Source organism: Streptomyces sp. NBC_00316 (assembly GCF_036158715.1).
Classification (GTDB): domain Bacteria; phylum Actinomycetota; class Actinomycetes; order Streptomycetales; family Streptomycetaceae; genus Streptomyces.
This window is the reverse complement of the sequence record NZ_CP108023.1, coordinates 2208047-2225575: the sequence shown is the minus strand read 5'-3', so window position 1 is coordinate 2225575 and position 17529 is coordinate 2208047. Positions and strand designations below refer to the sequence as shown.

The 17529-nt window shown below is 69.0% G+C and carries 16 protein-coding genes and 2 pseudogenes; 14 read left to right on the top strand and 4 right to left on the bottom strand.

Going from position 1 to position 17529, the window contains the following annotated elements; genetic code table 11:
* Positions 1-475 precede the first annotated feature (475 nt).
* Positions 476-1243, top strand: coding sequence for a hypothetical protein (locus OG878_RS09785; protein WP_328886418.1), 768 nt, complete (start codon positions 476-478; stop codon positions 1241-1243).
* 347 nt (positions 1244-1590) lie between these two features.
* On the opposite strand, the gene OG878_RS09780 is transcribed toward OG878_RS09785, so the two are convergent.
* From OG878_RS09780 to OG878_RS09770, 3 genes are all read right to left on the bottom strand, one after another.
* On the bottom strand, positions 1591-2439 hold the full coding sequence (locus tag OG878_RS09780) for a universal stress protein (protein WP_328886417.1): 849 nt from the start codon (positions 2437-2439) through the stop codon (positions 1591-1593).
* Between the two features lie 106 nt (positions 2440-2545).
* The gene (locus OG878_RS09775) at positions 2546-3679 is read right to left on the bottom strand and encodes an IS630 family transposase (protein ID WP_328891195.1); all 1134 of its coding nucleotides are present in this window, start codon (positions 3677-3679) and stop codon (positions 2546-2548) included.
* Positions 3680-3767: 88 nt separating this feature from the next.
* On the bottom strand, positions 3768-4862 hold the full coding sequence (locus OG878_RS09770; RefSeq protein ID WP_328886416.1) for a baeRF2 domain-containing protein: 1095 nt from the start codon (positions 4860-4862) through the stop codon (positions 3768-3770).
* Positions 4863-5082: 220 nt separating this feature from the next.
* Between OG878_RS09770 and OG878_RS09765 the strand changes: the two are divergent.
* From OG878_RS09765 to OG878_RS09740, 6 genes and pseudogenes are all read left to right on the top strand, one after another.
* Positions 5083-5387 (top strand): annotated as a pseudogene (locus OG878_RS09765) (site-specific integrase); the annotation flags it as partial.
* Between the two features lie 333 nt (positions 5388-5720).
* Positions 5721-6848 carry an ABC transporter permease gene (locus OG878_RS09760; RefSeq protein ID WP_327334575.1) on the top strand — a complete coding sequence of 376 codons (1128 nt, stop codon included), beginning with the start codon at positions 5721-5723 and terminating at the stop codon, positions 6846-6848.
* The gene (locus OG878_RS09755) at positions 6845-7558 is read left to right on the top strand and encodes an ABC transporter ATP-binding protein (protein ID WP_306068879.1); all 714 of its coding nucleotides are present in this window, start codon (positions 6845-6847) and stop codon (positions 7556-7558) included. Before OG878_RS09760 ends, OG878_RS09755 begins: the two co-directional genes overlap by 4 nt.
* Before the next feature lie 63 nt (positions 7559-7621).
* Positions 7622-8233 (top strand): TetR/AcrR family transcriptional regulator, encoded by a 612-nt coding sequence (locus tag OG878_RS09750; protein ID WP_306068877.1) that lies wholly within the window; start codon positions 7622-7624, stop codon positions 8231-8233.
* A 98-nt stretch (positions 8234-8331) separates the two neighbouring features.
* Positions 8332-8684 (top strand): annotated as a pseudogene (locus OG878_RS09745) (transposase); the annotation flags it as partial.
* Positions 8685-8948: 264 nt separating this feature from the next.
* Complete coding sequence (locus tag OG878_RS09740) at positions 8949-10133, top strand: PP2C family protein-serine/threonine phosphatase (RefSeq protein WP_328886415.1); 1185 nt, start codon at positions 8949-8951, stop codon at positions 10131-10133.
* Between the two features lie 55 nt (positions 10134-10188).
* Here the strand turns inward: OG878_RS09740 and OG878_RS09735 are convergent, their stop codons facing one another.
* On the bottom strand, positions 10189-10452 hold the full coding sequence (locus tag OG878_RS09735) for a metal-sensitive transcriptional regulator (RefSeq protein ID WP_255965976.1): 264 nt from the start codon (positions 10450-10452) through the stop codon (positions 10189-10191).
* A 504-nt stretch (positions 10453-10956) separates the two neighbouring features.
* On the opposite strand from OG878_RS09735, the gene OG878_RS09730 reads away from it, so the two are divergent.
* The 7 genes from OG878_RS09730 to OG878_RS09700 all read left to right on the top strand — a co-directional run bounded on the left by OG878_RS09730 (position 10957) and on the right by OG878_RS09700 (position 17242).
* Positions 10957-12345, top strand: a complete 1389-nt coding sequence (locus tag OG878_RS09730) for an MBL fold metallo-hydrolase (protein WP_327334577.1) — start codon at positions 10957-10959, stop codon at positions 12343-12345.
* Positions 12346-12470: 125 nt separating this feature from the next.
* On the top strand, positions 12471-13055 hold the full coding sequence (locus OG878_RS09725; protein WP_328886414.1) for a rhodanese-like domain-containing protein: 585 nt from the start codon (positions 12471-12473) through the stop codon (positions 13053-13055).
* 278 nt (positions 13056-13333) lie between these two features.
* The gene (locus OG878_RS09720; protein ID WP_328886413.1) at positions 13334-14692 is read left to right on the top strand and encodes an MBL fold metallo-hydrolase; all 1359 of its coding nucleotides are present in this window, start codon (positions 13334-13336) and stop codon (positions 14690-14692) included.
* Positions 14693-14785: 93 nt separating this feature from the next.
* Positions 14786-15151, top strand: coding sequence for a rhodanese-like domain-containing protein (locus OG878_RS09715; protein ID WP_328886412.1), 366 nt, complete (start codon positions 14786-14788; stop codon positions 15149-15151).
* The gene (locus tag OG878_RS09710) at positions 15148-15891 is read left to right on the top strand and encodes a sulfite exporter TauE/SafE family protein (protein ID WP_306068871.1); all 744 of its coding nucleotides are present in this window, start codon (positions 15148-15150) and stop codon (positions 15889-15891) included. Before OG878_RS09715 ends, OG878_RS09710 begins: the two co-directional genes overlap by 4 nt.
* An 82-nt stretch (positions 15892-15973) precedes the next feature.
* The gene (locus tag OG878_RS09705) at positions 15974-16693 is read left to right on the top strand and encodes an MFS transporter (RefSeq protein ID WP_328886411.1); all 720 of its coding nucleotides are present in this window, start codon (positions 15974-15976) and stop codon (positions 16691-16693) included.
* A complete protein-coding gene (locus tag OG878_RS09700) occupies positions 16694-17242 on the top strand; it encodes an MFS transporter (RefSeq protein WP_328891194.1) in 549 nt (182 codons plus the stop codon).
* Positions 17243-17529: the final 287 nt, after the last annotated feature.

Below are 17529 nucleotides of genomic sequence, written 5' to 3'. Positions count from 1 at the left end.
CGTGAAGGCTGACGGATACTCAGGTATCTCTGACGTATCGTCAACCATGCAAGATCATCTTGCACGTGCGTTGCACAAGGTGCTGAAAAACAACAGTGATCAGTGGAGGGCTGTGAAGGCGTGTATCCGCAGGTCAGCTGCATGTTGAGGTGTCGTGCCCCTTGCCTCCAAGGGGCACGACACCGCGCCGGTCAGATGTCCCGGAAGAGATCAGCGAGCGCCGTGACCTGCTGTGATAGGTGTGCGATGGCCGCTGACCTGCGCGAATGACCTTTCGGCTATTTCACGTTCGTGCCGCTTGATGGGGCCGGAAGTCCCAGAAAAGTCCCAGGGGACTCCCAGGGCTGACGGGCGCCTTTCGGCTTCATACGGCAGTACGGGTTCGTCGAACGGCCTCGTTTCCAGCGCGGGCGGTGGAGCCTCGATGCCGAGTGGCTGGCGCTCGGCCGATACCTTGCGGGATGGTGGGGTCCTGATGATCGACGACGACTCTGCTGTCGCTGATGGCAGTGAGCCGGCAGCGCCCGCCAACCCTCGGACGCCGTACAGCGAGAGGCCCGTCGCGCGAGCCCAGCGGGAGAAGGCTCATGAGCTGATCGAGCGGCTCGTCGCCGAGGGCCGCGTTCGGATCACCGACCCTGATGACGACGAGGTCACGGAGTGGCGGCGTGTCGTCAACTACGCGAAACGGCACGGCCTGGAACCAGCGGGCAAGCGCATCGAGAAGGTTCCGTACGGTGGGCCGAGGCTGGAGCTGTTTCTTGCGGACGGCCCGCATTCCCATGCGCGGAGTCAACGGCCGAAGGAGAACGGGGATCCGGTTCCCGTTCCCTCGCGGCTGGGGAACCTCCATCCGATCGTGTCGGCGCTCAAAGACGACGAGCGCCGACACGTCATGCCGTCTGGGCTCCGCCGAAGGTCGATTCTGCTGCTGCGGGGACTGTCAGCTGAGGCGGTCCGGCGAGGGTACGAGGTGCGGAAGGCCCACTCGTTCTTTCACCCACGCGAGGGCGGAGTGGACATTGCTGTCCTCGGCCTCGCATACACCGTCAGTGTCAGGCAGGAGTTCCCGCAGTCCATGGATCCCGACCGCTCCTCTCGCCTCGTGGTGGAGCTCGCTCATGGCCTGACCGACCGGCCCGGGCGCTGGCGAGATCGGAAGACCCGGGCGCTCGAAGGGGGCGCTCGCCCTTCGTCGTCCAGCACGCTGTACGGGCACCGCACAGGTGCATGGCTGTGGTGACGATCCGCCGGAGCACCTCGCTCAGCTCCAGCTCGCCGGAGATGGCGAGTATCGCGTTGAGCAGCCGTCGAGCCTGTCTTGGTGGCGGCGGGAGCCTGCAACTGCCGGGCGATCTGCTCCATCTCGGTACCCAGGCGCCTGCGCAGGTCGGCGAAGGGCACCGCGTCGCCGTGTGACTGCTGCTCATTCACTGCGTTCTACCTGGGGCGTACGCACCGTGATGCGCCCGCCGGGCATGGCACTGCCTCGCGCGGTGCACCCTGCCATCCTTGTAGGTCCGAAGATCTCCTACCCCGTCCAGGGGTCTTGTGGAGGGCCGCTACCGCCGTTTTGGCGGCGGCCGGTGCTCACCGGGTCGGCACGAGAGCGATGGGGGCGTCGGCGAAGTGGAGTGCGGCGTGGGCGACGTGCCCGACATAGCGGGTGCCGAGTCTGCTGCGGCGGCCGACGACCAGGAGCTGCGCCGAAGCGGCGAGGGAAACCAGCATTTCCACGATCGGCCCGAGATCGACGTGTTCGATCACCGTGACCTCGGGGTGGGCCCGGCGCCAGGGTTCCAGACGGTCGAGCAGACCACTTTGCTGGGCCGCCTCCAGGCTTTCTCGTTTTTCCGACAGGACCCGCGCGGCGGACTGGCGGGTGAGGACGAGGGGCAGCTGCCAGGCGCGTGCAGCTCGCAGTGGGGCGCCGCGTGTGGTGGCGGCCCGGAAAGCGAACTCCAGAACCGCATCGGCTTCTTCCTCGTCCTCGGGGACGCCCACCACGATTTCGGCGTTCTGCGGCCGGCGGCTGGCGGTGCCTCCGCGGATGAGGACCACGGGACAGGCGGCTTGGCTCAGAACGCGGTGGCCGACCGATCCGAGAACGAATCCGGTCACCGGCCCCAGCCGGCGGGAGCCGAGCACGATCATCTGCGCGTCGTTGCCGCGCTCGACGAGCAGCTCCGACTCCGGCTGAATCGCCAGTTCGGCCTTCACCTCGATGCCGTCGTGGTGTTCGCGCACCCATGTCAGAGAGGCGTCGAGAAGGTTCCTGGCCTCTTCGTCCTCGTAGCCCTCTTCGCCGAAGCCGAACCTTTCGTAGCCGTACAGCAGGACCAGCGGTGCTTCCTGTCGTCGTGCTTCGTGGGCCGCCCAGTCGGCCGCGAGCAGGCTGTCGGACGTTCCGTCGACGCCGACGATGATGGGCTGCGGCACGGTATCTCCTTCGAATGAGGATCGGCTTCGCGCCTGATCGGGTGCGGCCGCTTTCCGGGTGGGGCCCGCCCGGATGGTGGCCTGCAACCGGGGAGCTAGTGCCGCATCAGGCAACGTTTGCCCTGTTGACGACGGCGCGTAGGCGCCGGTCGTCGGCGTGGCGGTTTCGCCAGATGATGTAGCGGCGGATCATGCTGCCCTGTTCCTTGTGGCTGGCGTGGTCGGTGCCGTCGAGGGTGAAGTAGCGCAGGGCGGTGAACTGGGCCTCGATGCGGTTGAGCCAGGAGGAGTTGGTCGGGGTGTAGGCGATCTCGACGTTGTTTGCCGCGGCCCAGGTGCCGACCCGTTGGCACCGTTTCGTGGTCAGATGCGGGGAAAAGTTGTCGCAGACGATCGCGATGCGGACGGTGTCCGGATGGAGGCTGCGCAGGTAGCGGCAGAACTCCAGGAACTGCGTGCGCTTCTTGACCGGTTTGATGTGGCCGTAGAGCTTGTCCTTGGACAGATCCAGGGCGGCGAACAGGTGCCGCACCCCGCCGTAGCGGTTGTAGGTCGCCCGCCGTCGTCGGCGTGGCTCACGATCTGGGTCCTTGCGCTTGCCACCGCGCTCGGCCCATTGCCGGCCCGGGTGGGGCATCAGGTTGAGCGGCCCGAACTCGTCCATACAGAAGATGACTTCAGGCTCGCCGTCTTCGGGTATGACGTCGCCGTCGGCGATCGCGTAAAGGTGCTCGACGCGCGCTTTCTTGGCCGCGTAGTCCGGGTCGCGGGAGGTCTTCCAGGTCTTCAGGCGTTGAAAGGAGACGCCTTCCTCGCGGAGCAGGATGCGCAGGCCCTCGTGGCTGATGTCGTCGACCACCCCCTCGGCAACCAGGAAGTCCGCCAGCTTGGACAGGCTCCAGGTCGAAAACGGCAGGTCATGCTCGGTCGGCTTCGACTTGGCAATCTTCTTGATCTCGCGCCGCTCGGGCAGCGTGAACGTCTTGGGGCGGCCGCCCTTGTACTTCGGATACAGCGATTCGAAGCCGTCGGCGTTGAAGTTGTGGATCACGTCCCGGACCCGGTCGTCGCTGGTGAACGACACCTCGGCGATCTTCGCGACCGGCATGCCCTGCGCGGACAGCAGCACCATCTGGGCCCGCCGCCAGGTCACCACCGACCCAGTTCCCCTGCGGATGATCCGTAGTAGCCGTCTGCCCTCGTCATCGTCGATCTCGCGCACGCGCACTCGTTCCGCCACCCAGCCAGGGTGACGGTCACGCGCCGCCCGGCACAGCACCCGGACGGCGTGTTACATCACAACAGGGCAAACGTTGTCTGCCACGGCACTAGTAGCGCAGTAGGGCGGCGACGCCGTCCGTGGCGCGTGCGGGGGGCAGGAGTTCGGTGAACGCGGCACCGCCCAGGACGGCCGAGCGCAGGAGCAGCGGCGCGGCGGGCGCGCTGAAGACCGTGGGGCCACCTCCCAGAGCGGCGGGATCGGTGCCCAGGGCGCGCGGATCATGGCGGGAGGCATACAGGACGGGGGCGCCGGCTTGGTGGGCGGCGAGCAGCAGTACCTCCACCCGTCCCTCTGCCAGTGCTTCCTTCACCGCCGGGATGCCCTGCAGGGCACGTCCGCCAGCCAGGTCAGCGTCCAGGGTGTCCAGCACACCGCGGTGCTGGACGGCCATCGCCTCCCGGATGGCGTCATCCACGTTCGCCCGCAGACTCTCTCGCGCGGAGGTGTCGGTGCGTCCGCCGCCGATGTAGACCAGCTGGCCGAGCGGGGGGCGCGCCGTGAAGTGCTCCCGCAGCAGGCCCACCGCTTTGGGGTCCCCGGCGACCAGGATTACTGCGGCGTCCACATGGGCCGCCGCGTCGCGCACGTCCTGGGCGACCTGCTCGGTGTTCTCGGTCCACAGGTTGACCGACCGCCGGTGGAAGGACGCCTGCGCCTCGGCCCCGGCCTTGACCCGGGTGATGTGAAGCGTGCTGCCGTGGAAGGAGCGCTGGAAGGAAGGCTCATGAGCCGCGGCGGGGTACGCCTCGACATCGGCGCCCTCGCGGTCCACGGCCACGACGACATGCGGCAGTTGGTGGTCCCTGTCAATGGCCAGGCCCAGGGGATCGGGAACCGGCAGCAATCGCGCGCTTTCGGCTGGCGGGGGCTCGGCCAGGGTGAAGGCCCCCAGGAGTTTCCCCGCCGAGGCGAACAGCGCTTCTCCCTGGGGGCCCGGAACCTCGGCAACCCCTCCGACTACACCGTCCAGCAGGCGCAGGTCTTCTTCGTCCGCGCCCTGCTCGGCCAGCGACCGGCGCGCGGATCGCCACCGCAGTTCGATCCGCTTGTCCGCGTCAAGTGCCGAACGCGTGGTGTCCAGATGCACCGACACCACAGGGGCATCGGTGGCGTACAGAGGCTGCAGAAACGCAAGATCCATAGCGTACGGGCCGGGCGGCCCTACCACCTTCCAGAACGTACATCGTCAGCAACAGGTTAGGTCTTATGTAACTATTCGCATCTAATGCGCGCATTGGTGTAAGTCTGTAGTGGGGTTTGCCCGTGTTTGTGGACATCTCTTGAGGGTCAGATCGTGGGATCTGGCATGGAGGTGTCGGGGTGGGTGCAGCCCGGTATTCGGAAGAGTTCAAGCAGGACGGCGCGGCCGCACCCGCGGGCCGGTCTTCGTCACCCACCGCCGCCCGGGGCCGGGCAAGGTCGTCAGCCCACGTGACGTCTGCCCGGACCCCGGGTTCGCCAGGCTGTCGTACGGGCTGGCCCGGGCGCTGCTGGACGAGCACACCGCCGTGCGCGGGCTGGGCCTGGTTGGGACCTGCACGAGTACCGCCACTCCTCCCTGACCCACCTCGGCGAACAGGGCGCGTCGTTGCTGATGCTGATGGCGAAGTCCCGGCACAAGAAGCCGGAGAACCTCCGCCGCTACTTCAAGCCGTCCCCGGAGGCGGACCTCTGTGCGGTGGTGGTCCGCCGCTTCCCGGACCGGGACGGCCGATTTCGCGGCCCGCTCCGAAGTCATGATCGACAGCTCGGTGACCAGCCCTCGCGAGCGGTCCGACCGGCCGGCGGACCCGGTACAAACCTCAGGCGAAGCCAGGCCGCACCCGCGGGGGTGGCAGTCCGGTCGGGAGGGTCCGGCCGACGCACGCGGCGCATCATCCCGACGGACGTGTCGGTAACATGCGATAGGATGCAAACACTCGCGTCGTCAAGTTTAAGCAAAGAGACGGCGTGGCCAGCCTGTCGTGCCCCTCATCCCCTTCATCGCTCGGAGAGCTCTGTGTTCCTTGCCCTACGCGATCTGCGCTTCGCCCGCGGTCGCTTCGCCCTGATGGGCGCGGTGGTCGCGCTCATCGCGGTCCTCGGTGTCCTACTGTCCGGGCTTGCCTCAGGTCTGGCGGATGCCGGTATATCCGGTCTGCGCGCGCTGCCCGTGACCCACATGGCCTTCGATGAGAAGGCGACCAGCGAGCAGTTCTCCCGCTCGACCGTCGAGCAGGAGGACTGGCAGGCATGGTCAAAGACCCCAGGGGTGGAGCGGGCGGAGCCGTTCGGAACCACCCTGACCAATGCCCGGGTGAACCAGGGAGCCAAGAAGGGCGAGCAGGTCAACCTCGCTGTCTTCGGCATGGCACCGGACTCCTCCCTGGCCCCCAGCCCCAGCAAGGGTGAGGGCCTGGAAGTTGGCAGTGCCGGCATCGTGATCACCCAGGAGATCGCTGACCTGGGCGTGGAGGTCGGCGATGTCCTGATCGTGGACAAGAGCGAGGTGCGGCTGAAGGTCGTGGGCCTGGTCGACGAGACCGTCTCCTACGGCCACATCGGCGTCGCCTACGCCGACCTCGACACCTGGCGGCAGCTGCACTACGGCCTGCCGGGCGACCTGCCCGAGGCCGCGCGCCAGCAGGCCACGGCCGTCGCCCTGACACTGGAGCCGGGGGCCGACGTCTCCACCGTGGAGAAGGCGACCGGCACCCGAGCCGATACCAAGGAGACTACTTTCGGCGCGTCCCCCGGCTACACGGCCGAGTCGAGCACCATGGCCCTGATCAAGGGCTTCCTCTACGCCATCTCCGCCCTGGTCGTCGGCGCGTTCTTCACCGTCTGGACCGTGCAGCGCAAGGCCGAGATCGCCCTGCTGAAGGCGCTCGGCGCCCCCACCGGATATGTCCTGCGCGACGCGCTCACCCAGGTCGTCGCCGTGCTTGTCGGTGCTACGGCCGTCGGCACCGCCGTCGGCATGGCCCTGGGAAGCATGATGATCGGCAAGGCCCCCTTCGCCCTCTCCGCCCCGGCCATCGCCACCTCCTCCGGCCTCCTCATCGTCCTCGGAACCCTCGGCGCCGTGGTCGCCATCCGCCGCATCACCGCCGTCGACCCCCTGACCGCTCTGGGAGCCACCCGATGACCACCCCCGCCACCGACCACCAGACCGCCGCCACCGCAGGCTCCGGCGGGCTGCGCCTGGACGACGTCACCCTCACCCTGGGGGACGGCGACACCGCTGTCACCGCCCTCGACCACGTCGGCCTGAGCGTCGCCCCCGGCGAGTTCGTCGCCGTCGTCGGCCCCTCGGGATCCGGGAAGTCCAGCCTCCTCGCCGTCGCCGGCGGCCTGCAACGGCCCACCTCGGGCACCGTGCACATCGCCGGAACCGAGCTGACCGCCCTCTCGGACAAGGAACGCACCGCCGCCCGCCGCCGCCACATCGGCTTCGTCTTCCAGCAGTCGAACCTGCTGGCTTCCCTCACCGTCAGGGAACAGCTCCTGCTGCCCCTGCACATCGACGGCCGCCTCGACGCCGCGGCCCGATCCCGGGCCGACGAACTCATCAAAGCGGTCGGGCTCACCCACCGTGCGGGTTCCCGCCCGCACCAGCTCTCCGGAGGCGAACGCCAGCGCGCGGGCCTGGCCCGCGCCCTGATGACCTCCCCCGCCGTCCTGCTGGTGGACGAACCCACCTCAGCACTGGACCGGGTACGTTCGGCCGAGGCGGTACGGCTGATCGCCGAGCAGACCCGTGAGCGCGGTACGGCCACTGTCATGGTCACTCACGACATGGCGATAATGGATGCAGCCGACCGGGTCCACGAGATGGTCGACGGCCGCCTGTCCTGACCGGCGGCCGGAGACCGGCACCTCGCTCCCGGCCCCGTCCACCCCGCCAGGAGTCCGCCCCACATGCCGAAGATCAACGCCTCCACCGTCGCCGAGCACCGCGCCCAGCAACGCGAGGCGCTGATCGAGGCAGCGGTCGACATCCTGGTCAACGAGGGCGCCACCGCCGTCACGCCGGCGGCGGTCGGCGCCCGCGCGGGCCTGGCCCGCTCCAGCGTCTACCAGTACTTCGACTCCTCGGCAGCCCTCCTGGCCACCATCACGGAAGAAGCCTTCCGGCGCTCCAACGAGGCACTCACCCGCGCCATGGCCACCGTGAACGGCCCGCTGGAACGCATCGAGGCGTTCTTCAGGGAAAGCCTCCGCCTCGGCGCCGAAGGCGCGCACCGGCCCGCCGCCGCCCTCATGGACGCCGGCCTCCATCCCGCCTGCCAACAACGGCTGATGGAACTCCACGTGGAACAGGTCGAGCCGTTCCGCGCCGCCGTCGAGGAGCTCGGGGTTCCCGAGCCCGCGCTCACGGCCGACCTGATCGCCGGAATGCTGCACACCGCCCTCGCCGCCGTCGAGAACGGCGCCACCCTCGACACAGTGACCAAGCGCACGCTCACACTCGTGCGCCGCTGCCTCACCCCTTCCTCCTGTACGGCCCGCGCACCGGAGGAAAGGGGCTGAAGTCCTCGTCACCGCCGAAGCACCTCCGCCAACCGCAGCCTGGCACGCCCTTGCCAGCGCCTACTCGCCGTTGTCCGCGTTCTTGTCGCGCAGGGGCTCAGTTCCTGGAGGTCTGCCACCGCGGACATGCCACTGTCGAGGACCACATCCGGTGCGGCAAGACCACTGGCTTCGGCCGCTTTCCTCCCGAGACTTCGGCGTCAACGCCGTCTGGCTCGAACTCGGCCTCACCGCGATCGACCTGCTCGCCTGGACCCGCGTCCTCCTTCCGGACGGGGAGCTGGCCACCGCCGAGCCGAAGAAACTCCGCTACCGGCTACTGCACGTCGCCGCACGCCTCACCCGCGGCGGTCGACGCCTCCACCTGCGAATATCGGCGACCTGGCCCTGGAGACACGAACTGGCCACGGCCTTCCACCGCCTCGGCGCACTGCCCCGACCCGCCAGCTGACCGGCAAGCCCCCGTCCGCCCACGACCCGAAAGAACCCGGAGAACCCGACCACCGCGTCGGGACTCCGACATGCCCCAGCACCGAAAGCACTTCGGCCACCCAACAGTTTCCCCAAAGTAATATCACGATCACGCGACCCATTCGGTCAATCCGATCGCGACCCTGATTGTCGAACTGGGCGGCGATCCCCTCAATGCTGAAGCTATGGCTCGCCGACAACGGCGGTGTCCTCGTCAGGACAGGCACGTGCGGAGAATGGAGCCATGATTCCGGACATTGGCCGTGGCTGGATCACCGGCATGCGAAGGGCTTCGCTGCGCCAAAGCCTGCGGCGAGGAGATGAACGTGAGCCCCTGCTTGTGCGGTACGGCGCGGCAGCGTGGGTGCTGCCCGCAGGCTTTCTGGTCATCGTCGCCCTGGTCGGTCAATTCACCGGTCCGTCTATTCAGGTGGGAAACTGGCTTCTGATGGTTCCCCTGCTGGCGGCAGGGGTGTCCTCGCCCAAGGTCACAGCGGCATTCGGTCTCCTTGTGCTCGTCCTCAACCGGTGCGCCAACGCCAGCATGGCAACGACGGAACTGCGGACCGAGGACTTCCTGCTCGGGGTCTTTGCAGTCCTACTCGCCATTTTCATCTCGGTGGTGCGCGCGCGAGCCCGCGATTACGTACTCCATCTGCAGAGTGCGGCGGAAACGACTCGCCAGGTGCTGCTGCGGCCGATCCCGCCTCGGTGGGGCGGGGTGGAGGTGGCCGCCCGGTACCTCGCAGCCGATGTCGAAGCACGAGTGGGCGGGGACTTCTACGAGGTGCTGTTAACGCCTCATGGCACCCGAGCAATTTTGGGGGATGTTCAGGGAAAGGGTCTTCCTGCCGTGTCAACCGCAGGGGCGGTCGTGAGCGCCTTCCGCGAAGCCGGGTATCACGAGCCCGGCCTCGATGTAGTTGCCAGTCGTATGGAATCAGGACTGAGCAGGCACAACTTTCTGAACTCAGCACTGGGTGATCACGAGGAACGCTTCGCCACCGCAGTGGTCATTTCCTTCGCCACCGACTTCGGCAGCGTCGAAGTCGTCAACTTCGGCCACGAAGGCCCCTTCGTGATCGGCCCCCATGGGGTGCGGCAACTGCCCCAGGAACAGGGGTCACCAGTCGGCATGGCTGAACTCACCGGCAGCCCCCCAGTCGTCAGCCGCATCTCCTACGCCAGGCAGGAGACCGTCCTACTCGTCACCGATGGCGTGACGGAAGCCAGGAATCGGGCTGACGAGTTCTTTCCCCTGCGCAGGTGTCTCGAGCGAATCCACGCCGACCACTCCGACGGAATTTCCCCTTCGTGTCTTCTCCGCTTGGTTATCGACGCCCTCCTCGACCACACTGGCGGGCGCCTCACCGACGACGCCGCCCTGCTCGCCCTTCGCCCGCTCCCCGTTGAGTCGCGTGAGGCGTAGAAGTCCCGCACGGAGTCCGTGAACTCGGCGAACTGGACGAACACCCCGCTGACGGTTACGCCAAGGCGAGGAAGAGTTTCTCCAACTCCTCCTGTGACATGGGCGGAGTGTCAGAGTCTCCCGCGAGGCACTGTCGCATTCCACTGGCGACGATCTTGAATCCGGCCCGGTCCAAGGCGCGGGAGACGGCGGCCAGTTGGGTCACGACATCCTTGCAGTCGCGGCCCGCCTCGATCATCGTGATTACCGCGGTGAGCTGCCCCTGAGCCCGCCGTAGGCGGTTCAGGACGGGTTGCATGGATTCTTCGTCTACTTGCACGTCATCCTCCTTCGATTTCGACAACAATACCCCGCAGGGTATTAATCCCGGCTTCAGCCAGCCAGCGGACCTCTTGCGCCGCACGAGGTCTGCGCCGCGGCGCTGAGGCGGGCCCCCTCCTGTAAGGGGCTGGGGAGCGCCAGTGCCAGGCCGCGCGAGGCTTATCCCGCAAGGTGTGCCTCGGTGGCCCCGCCGCCTCGGGTCATGCCGTCAAGCTTCAAAAGTGTCCACCCGTGGCCACGCCGGGTGTGCTCGCTGGGCGGCGCCTCCGCGATCCTGTTAATACCCCCCGGGGTATTTGACAATGCAGGCAGCGCTCCGTACGGTCGAATGTGTAATACCCCATGGGGTATCCACTGCGGTCCGGGGTTCGCGGCCGTCGCCGAGTCAAGCCCCGGCGGGTCGAGGGCTGCCCCGTCCCGTGTGTTGGCCTCGCGCCAGGCCGCCTCTCGCCCCGACTGATACCCCGCGGGGCATAAGACCCGCCTTGTTCTGGAGGTTTCCGTGTTCTTCTCGCAGTACTACCTCGAGTGCCTGTCCCAGGCGTCGTACATGATCGCTGACGAGGCCACCGGCCAGGCCGTGGTCGTGGACCCGCGCCGGGACGTGTCGGAGTACCTCGGTGATGCCGAGGCCCGTGGCTTCACCGTGGTGGGTGTCATCAACACGCACTTCCACGCGGACTTCGTCGCCGGTCACCTGGAGGTGGCCGCCCGCACCGGCGCCTGGATCGGTTACGGGCACCGCGCCGAGACCGAGTACGCGATCCGCGAGCTGGCCGAGGGGGACACCATCAGCCTCGGCGACGTTGTGCTGAAGATCATGGAGACGCCGGGTCACACGCCGGAGTCGATCAGTGTGCTGGTGTACGAGCGTGCCGAGGACGCCGTTCCGTACGGGGTGCTGACCGGTGACGCGCTGTTCATCGGCGATGTCGGCCGCCCGGACCTGCTGGCCTCGGTCGGGGTGACCGCCGACGAGCTGGGCGCGATGCTGCACGACAGCGTGCAGAACAAGCTGATGGCGCTGCCCGATGAGGTGCGGGTCTTCCCCGCACACGGCGCTGGTTCGTCCTGCGGCAAGAACCTGTCCACCGAACGGCAGTCGACGATCGGCGAGCAGCGCGCGACGAACTACGCGTGTGCGCCGATGAGCGAGCGGGATTTCGTCGCGATCGTGACCTCCGGGCAGTCGGCGGCTCCGGGGTACTTCGCCTACGACGCGGACCTCAACCGACGCGACCGGGACCTGTTCGACCCGGCGAGCACGCCGGCGGCGCTGGGTGTGGCGGACTTCCTGGCCCGGCGTGCGGCGGGCGCGGTGGTCGTCGACGCGCGTGACCCGCAGGAGTTCGCCGCCGGCCATGTGCGCGGCGCGGTCAACGTCCCGGCCGACGGCCGGTTCGCCGAGCAGGCCGGCACCGTGCTGCCGACCGGCGCGGAGCTGCTGGTCGTGGCGCCCGAGGGGCGTGAGGAGGAGGTCGTCACCCGGCTCGCGCGGATCGGCTTCGACCAGGTCGCCGGGTATCTGGCCTCGCCCGACGAGGCGCTGGCCGCTATGGCTGACGTGGTCGCCCCGGCCGGCCGCCTGACCGCCGCCCAGCTGCGCGCCGAGCTGGACGGTGAGAACCCGCCGGTCGTCCTTGACGTCCGCAACTGCGGCGAGCGCGGCGAGAACGGGTTCATCGAGGGTGCCCTGCACGTCGCTCTCGGTGAACTGCCGCTCCGTCTCGACGAGATCCCGCGTGACAAGCCGCTGGTCCTGCACTGCGCGGGCGGTCACCGCTCTTCGATCGCCGCAAGCCTGCTGCGCCACCACGGCTTCGACGACGTCTCCGACGTACTCGGCGGCTGGGCCGCCTGGGCCCTACTCAACACGCCCGCCGCCGCCTGACCCGTCACCCCTCTCACTTCACCTGGCGGCCCGTCCCCGCACGGGACCTCCACGTGCCCTGGCGGCCCTTGTGCAGGCGAGCCGGCCCGCCGCTTCCCGTCCCTCTTCTCGATGGAGTAGTTCTCATGACGACCGACACTTCCCGTACTTCCGCCTTCACGCCAGCCGCCCTTCAGCACCTGATCAAGACCGGCGATGGCCCCCGTCTGCTCGACGTGCGTACGCCCGGCGAGTTCCAGACCAGTCACATCCCCGGCGCCTACAACGTGCCCCTGGACACCCTGCGCGAGCACCGCATGGAGCTGGGGCGGCACCTGGACGAGGACGTGGTGCTGGTCTGTCGCTCCGGTGCCCGCGCGACGCAGGCCGAGGAGGCTCTCGCCGAGGCGGGCCTGCCCAACCTGCGGGTCCTGGACGGCGGCATGATGGCCTGGGAGGCTTCCGGCGCACCGGTCAACCGCGGCGCGCAGCGCTGGGAACTGGAACGTCAGGTCCGTCTCATCGCCGGTTCGATCGTGCTCGTCAGCGGCGTCGTGGGCTTCTTCGTCCCCGGCGTGCACCTGATCGGCACCGCGGTCGGCGCCGGGCTGACCTTCGCCGCGCTCAGTAACACCTGTGCCATGGGCATGATGCTCTCCAAGCTGCCCTACAACCGCGGCCCGCGCACCGATGTCCGCACCATCATCGCCTCCCTGCGGAACGGATCGTGAGTATCCCGCGCTCCCCTGGGCTGCGATCCTCCGATTGAGGATCGCTGCGAGAACTGACTCCCGGCGATCGCGGTGAAGTCCTACGCCAGTCCCGTCGGTGTCCCGTTCGGCCGAGGTCCGGACCCGGCGAGGCGGCGCCGAAGAGCGCCCGAGATCTGAACAGGGCCCGCACCAGGGGAGAGCCGCCTCACACCCCAGCACGCCCGGAAATACCCCCCTGGGTATAGTTGGTTCAACTGAATACCTGGGGGGGGTATTTCGAGGAAGGGAGCAGCTTCATGCTTTTCATCGAGACCATCGAGCTCGAGGGGCTTGGCAATCGTCACTACCTGGCCGGCGGTACGGACACGGCCGTGGCCGTGGACCCGCCGCGGGACTTCGACCAGGTCCTGGCGGCGGCGGCCCGGCGCGGGGTACGCATCACCCACGTCGTGGAGACGCACATCCACAACGACTACGTGACAGGCGGCCTGGAGCTGGCCCGTGTCACGGGAGCCGCCTACCTCGTGCCGGCCGGCGCGCACGTGTCCTTCGCCCGGGTGCCGGTGTCCGACGGCGACACCGTGACCGTCGATGCCGGTCTCGTGCTGCGGGCCGTCGCCACCCCGGGACACACCCCGCACCACACCGCGTACGTGCTGGAAGAGCAGGGCACCGACGTCGCCGCGTTCACCGGAGGTTCGCTGCTGATCGGCACCGTGGGCCGCCCCGACCTGGTCGAGCCCCGGCTGACCGAGGAGCTGGCCCGAGCCCAGCACGCCTCAGCGCACCGTCTGGCAGCCGAGCTGCCGGATGCGACGGCCGTCCTGCCGACGCACGGCTTCGGTAGCTTCTGCTCCTCCGCGCAGGCCGAGGGCGACCACACCACCATCGGCCGGGAGAAGTCCGCGAACACGGCGCTCACCACCGACGTCGATTCCTACGTCGCCGAGATCCTGGCCGGCCTCGAGGACGTCCCCGCCTACTACGCGCACATGGGCCCGGTTAACGCGGCCGGTCCCGCCCCGGTGGACCTGACACCCCCGGCCGTCGCGGACGCCGGTGAGATCTCCGCACGGCTGGCTGCCGGTGAGTGGGTCGTGGACCTGCGCAACCGGGTCGCGTTCGCCGAGGGCCACGTCGCCGGGAGCTTCAACTTCGAGTCGGACGGCAAGATCGCCACGTATCTCGCCTGGATGATCCCGTGGGGCAAGCCGGTGACCCTGCTCGCCGAATCCCCCCAGCAGCTGGCCGCCGCCCAGCGCGAGCTGGTACGTGTCGGCATCGACCGGCCCGCAGCCGCCGCCATGGGCACTGCGCAGGAGTGGGCCGGCGAGGGCACCTCCCTGGCATCCTTCCCCCGCTCCACCTTCACCGGTCTGGCCGAACAGGGAACGGGCGACGTCGTCGTCCTGGACGTGCGCCGTGACTCCGAACGAGCCGCCGGACACATCGAAGGTTCTGTGCACATTCCGGTCCACCAGCTGCACCAGCGGCTCGGCGAGGTCCCGGCAGGCACCGTGTGGGTGCACTGCGCGGGCGGCATGCGCGCCGCAATCGCCGCCTCCCTCCTGGACGCCGCCGACCGCGACGTGGTCGCCGTCGATGACGCCTTCGACTCCGCCACCGCTGCGGGGCTGCCCGTTGTCACCGGCTGAGCAGCTCAGCCGGTGACAACGGCCCCCGGCACCCGGCGGCCGCCCCGATTCCTGCATGAACTTCCTGCCCGACTGCATTCGAGAGGTCCTGTGATGTCCCTGTTCTCCCGAGGCAAGAAACGCGTCACCGTCGAGGAGGCCCATCGGCGCACCCAGGGCGCCCACGCCCCGGACATCCTGCTGGACGTCCGTGAGCGGGGCGAGTGGGACGCCGGGCGGGCGCCCGGCGCGGTGCACGCACCCCTGTCCGCCCTGGTCGCGGGGGCTGCACTGCCGCAGGCTGCCCAGAGGCGGCCGCTGGTGGTGATATGTCGCAGCGGAAACCGCTCGCAACAGGCCGTCGAGCTGCTCCGTGAGCGCGGCGCGGACGCGTGGGACGTCAAGGGCGGCATGCAGCAGTGGGCTGCCGCCGGGCACCCGGTCGTCGGCGCAAGCGGCAACAAGGGCTCGGTGGCATGACCGCCCTGATACTCGCACTCGTCGCCGGAGCCGTCGTCGGCCTGGCGCTCGGCGGACTCGGCGGTGGCGGCAGCGTCCTGGCCGTCCCCGCCCTGACCTACCTGATCGGCATGCCGCCGGCGGACGCGATCACCGCCAGTCTGATCATCGTCACCCTGACGTCCATCACCGCGCTCACCGGCCACGCCCGGGACGGCAACGTGGTCTGGCGGACCGGACTGCTGTTCGCCGCCGCGGGCATCGTCCCCGCCATGCTCGCCGGCACGGCCGCCGGCCATCTGCCCCAGGCAGGTCTGACCATCGCCTTCGCCGTCGTCGCGGGAGTCGCCGCACTGCGCATGCTGCGCCCCGCGCCCGCCCCGGCCGCAGGCAAGGTGCGCCCCGCCAAGGCCGGCGCCGCCGGTGCCGGCCTCGGCGCCGTGACCGGGCTGCTGGGTGTGGGCGGCGGATTCCTCGCCGTGCCGGCCCTGACACGGGTGCTGAACCTCCCCATGCGCCGGGCCATCGGCACCAGCCTGCTGGTCATCACCATCAACTCGATCGCCGCGCTCGGCGCCCGGGCCGGCACCGGAGTACATCTGGACTGGGCCGTCATCGCGCCCTTCACCGCCGCCGCGATCCTCGGCGCCTGGGACGGCAAACGCTACGCACAACGACTCAGCGGCAACACGCTGCAGCGCGTCTTCGCCTACGCACTGCTCGCGGTCGCGGCCTTCATGCTCGCCGACGCGTTCATCTGACCCCTCCGCCGCTTCCTTCCGGCTCGCCCCGTGCCGGCTCCCGGTCAGGCCCGCCACCCGTACCCCGCAAGGACGCCCACGTATGACGACAACCTCCCCGACGCAGCGGCCCGCCGGACCCGCCGTGCGCCTCGGGCTGCGGGAGAACCGGCTCCAGTTCACCCTCCTCGTCGTCGTCAACATCGCCGTCGGCGGCCTCGTGGGCCTGGAACGCACCACCGTGCCGCTCATCGGCACCGACACCTTCGGCCTGACCAGCGACCTGGCGGTCTTCTCGTTCATCATCGCCTTCGGTCTCACCAAGGCCCTGACCAACCTCGCCGCCGGAGCCCTGACCGCGCGCTTCCGCCGCAGGCAGCTCCTCCTCACCGGCTGGCTGCTCGGAGTCCCCGTCCCCTTGATGCTCGCCTGGGCACCGTCCTGGAACTGGATCATCGCCGCGAACGTCCTGCTCGGCCTCAACCAGGGCCTGGCCTGGTCGATGACCGTCAACATGAAGATCGACCTCGTCGGACCGGCCCGCCGCGGACTGGCAACCGGCCTCAACGAGGCCGCCGGATACACTGCCGTCGGCGCCACCGCACTGCTCACCGGCTACCTCGCCACCGGCTACGGCCTGCGCCCCGTCCCCGAACTCCTCGGCGTCGTCTTCGTCACCGCCGGCTTGGCCCTGTCCCTCACCGTCCGGGACACCGCCGCCCATGTGGCCCTCGAACTCGCCCAGCACCCGAAGCCCCCGCCCAGCAGCGAGAAGACCGGCCTGGCCGCCACGTTCATCCGCACCTCCTGGCGCAACCGCTAACTGCGCGGCGCCAGCCAGGCCGGACTCGTCAACAACCTCAACGACGGCCTCACCTGGGGCGTCTTCCCCCTGCTGTTCACCGACCACGGCCTCGGCCTCGCCGCCGTCGGCCTCATCAAAGGCATCTACCCCGTCCTGTGGGGCATCGGGCAGATCCCCGCCGGCCACCTCGCCGACCGCATCGGCCGCAAACCCCTCATCGTCACCGGCATGCTCGTCCAAGCGACAGGCTTCCTCCTCGCCCTCGCCCTGCTCGACCAACCCCTGCTCGCCGGCATCTTCTCCGCCGTAGTTCTCGGCCTGGGCACCGCCATGGTCTACCCCGCCCTCATCGCCTCCGTCTCCGACCACGCACACCCCGCCTGGCGCGCCAACGCCCTGGGCACCTACCGGTTCTGGCGCGACATCGGCTACGCCGCCGGAGCGCTCCTCGCGGGCATCCTCGCCGACACCTTCGGTCTGAACGCCACGGTCATTGCCGCCGCTGCCCTCACCGCCGCCTCCGGCCTCCTTGCCGCCCGCTGGATCACCGACCTCACGAAGCACTGACCCTTGCTCCACGCCACATTCCCAGCGGCGAAAGGTTCTCGCTGAACCGAGTGACGTGGGTCTTGCCACGTACGGCGGGATCTTTGTCACCGAAGCGGCGGTCGGGGGCACGGTCGCTGAGGGCCAGAGGACGCCCTCACTCGTTGTGATCGCGCGAGGCGGGTCTGCGCAACGACGCGCGAGGAGGCGGCCCCTGTGGCTTCGTGCCGACGGGCACAGCCGGGGGATGGACCACAGGCTGAAAGGCGGAGCCGCTGGGGGTGGAAGGAAGTGGTCACCGGTGGTAT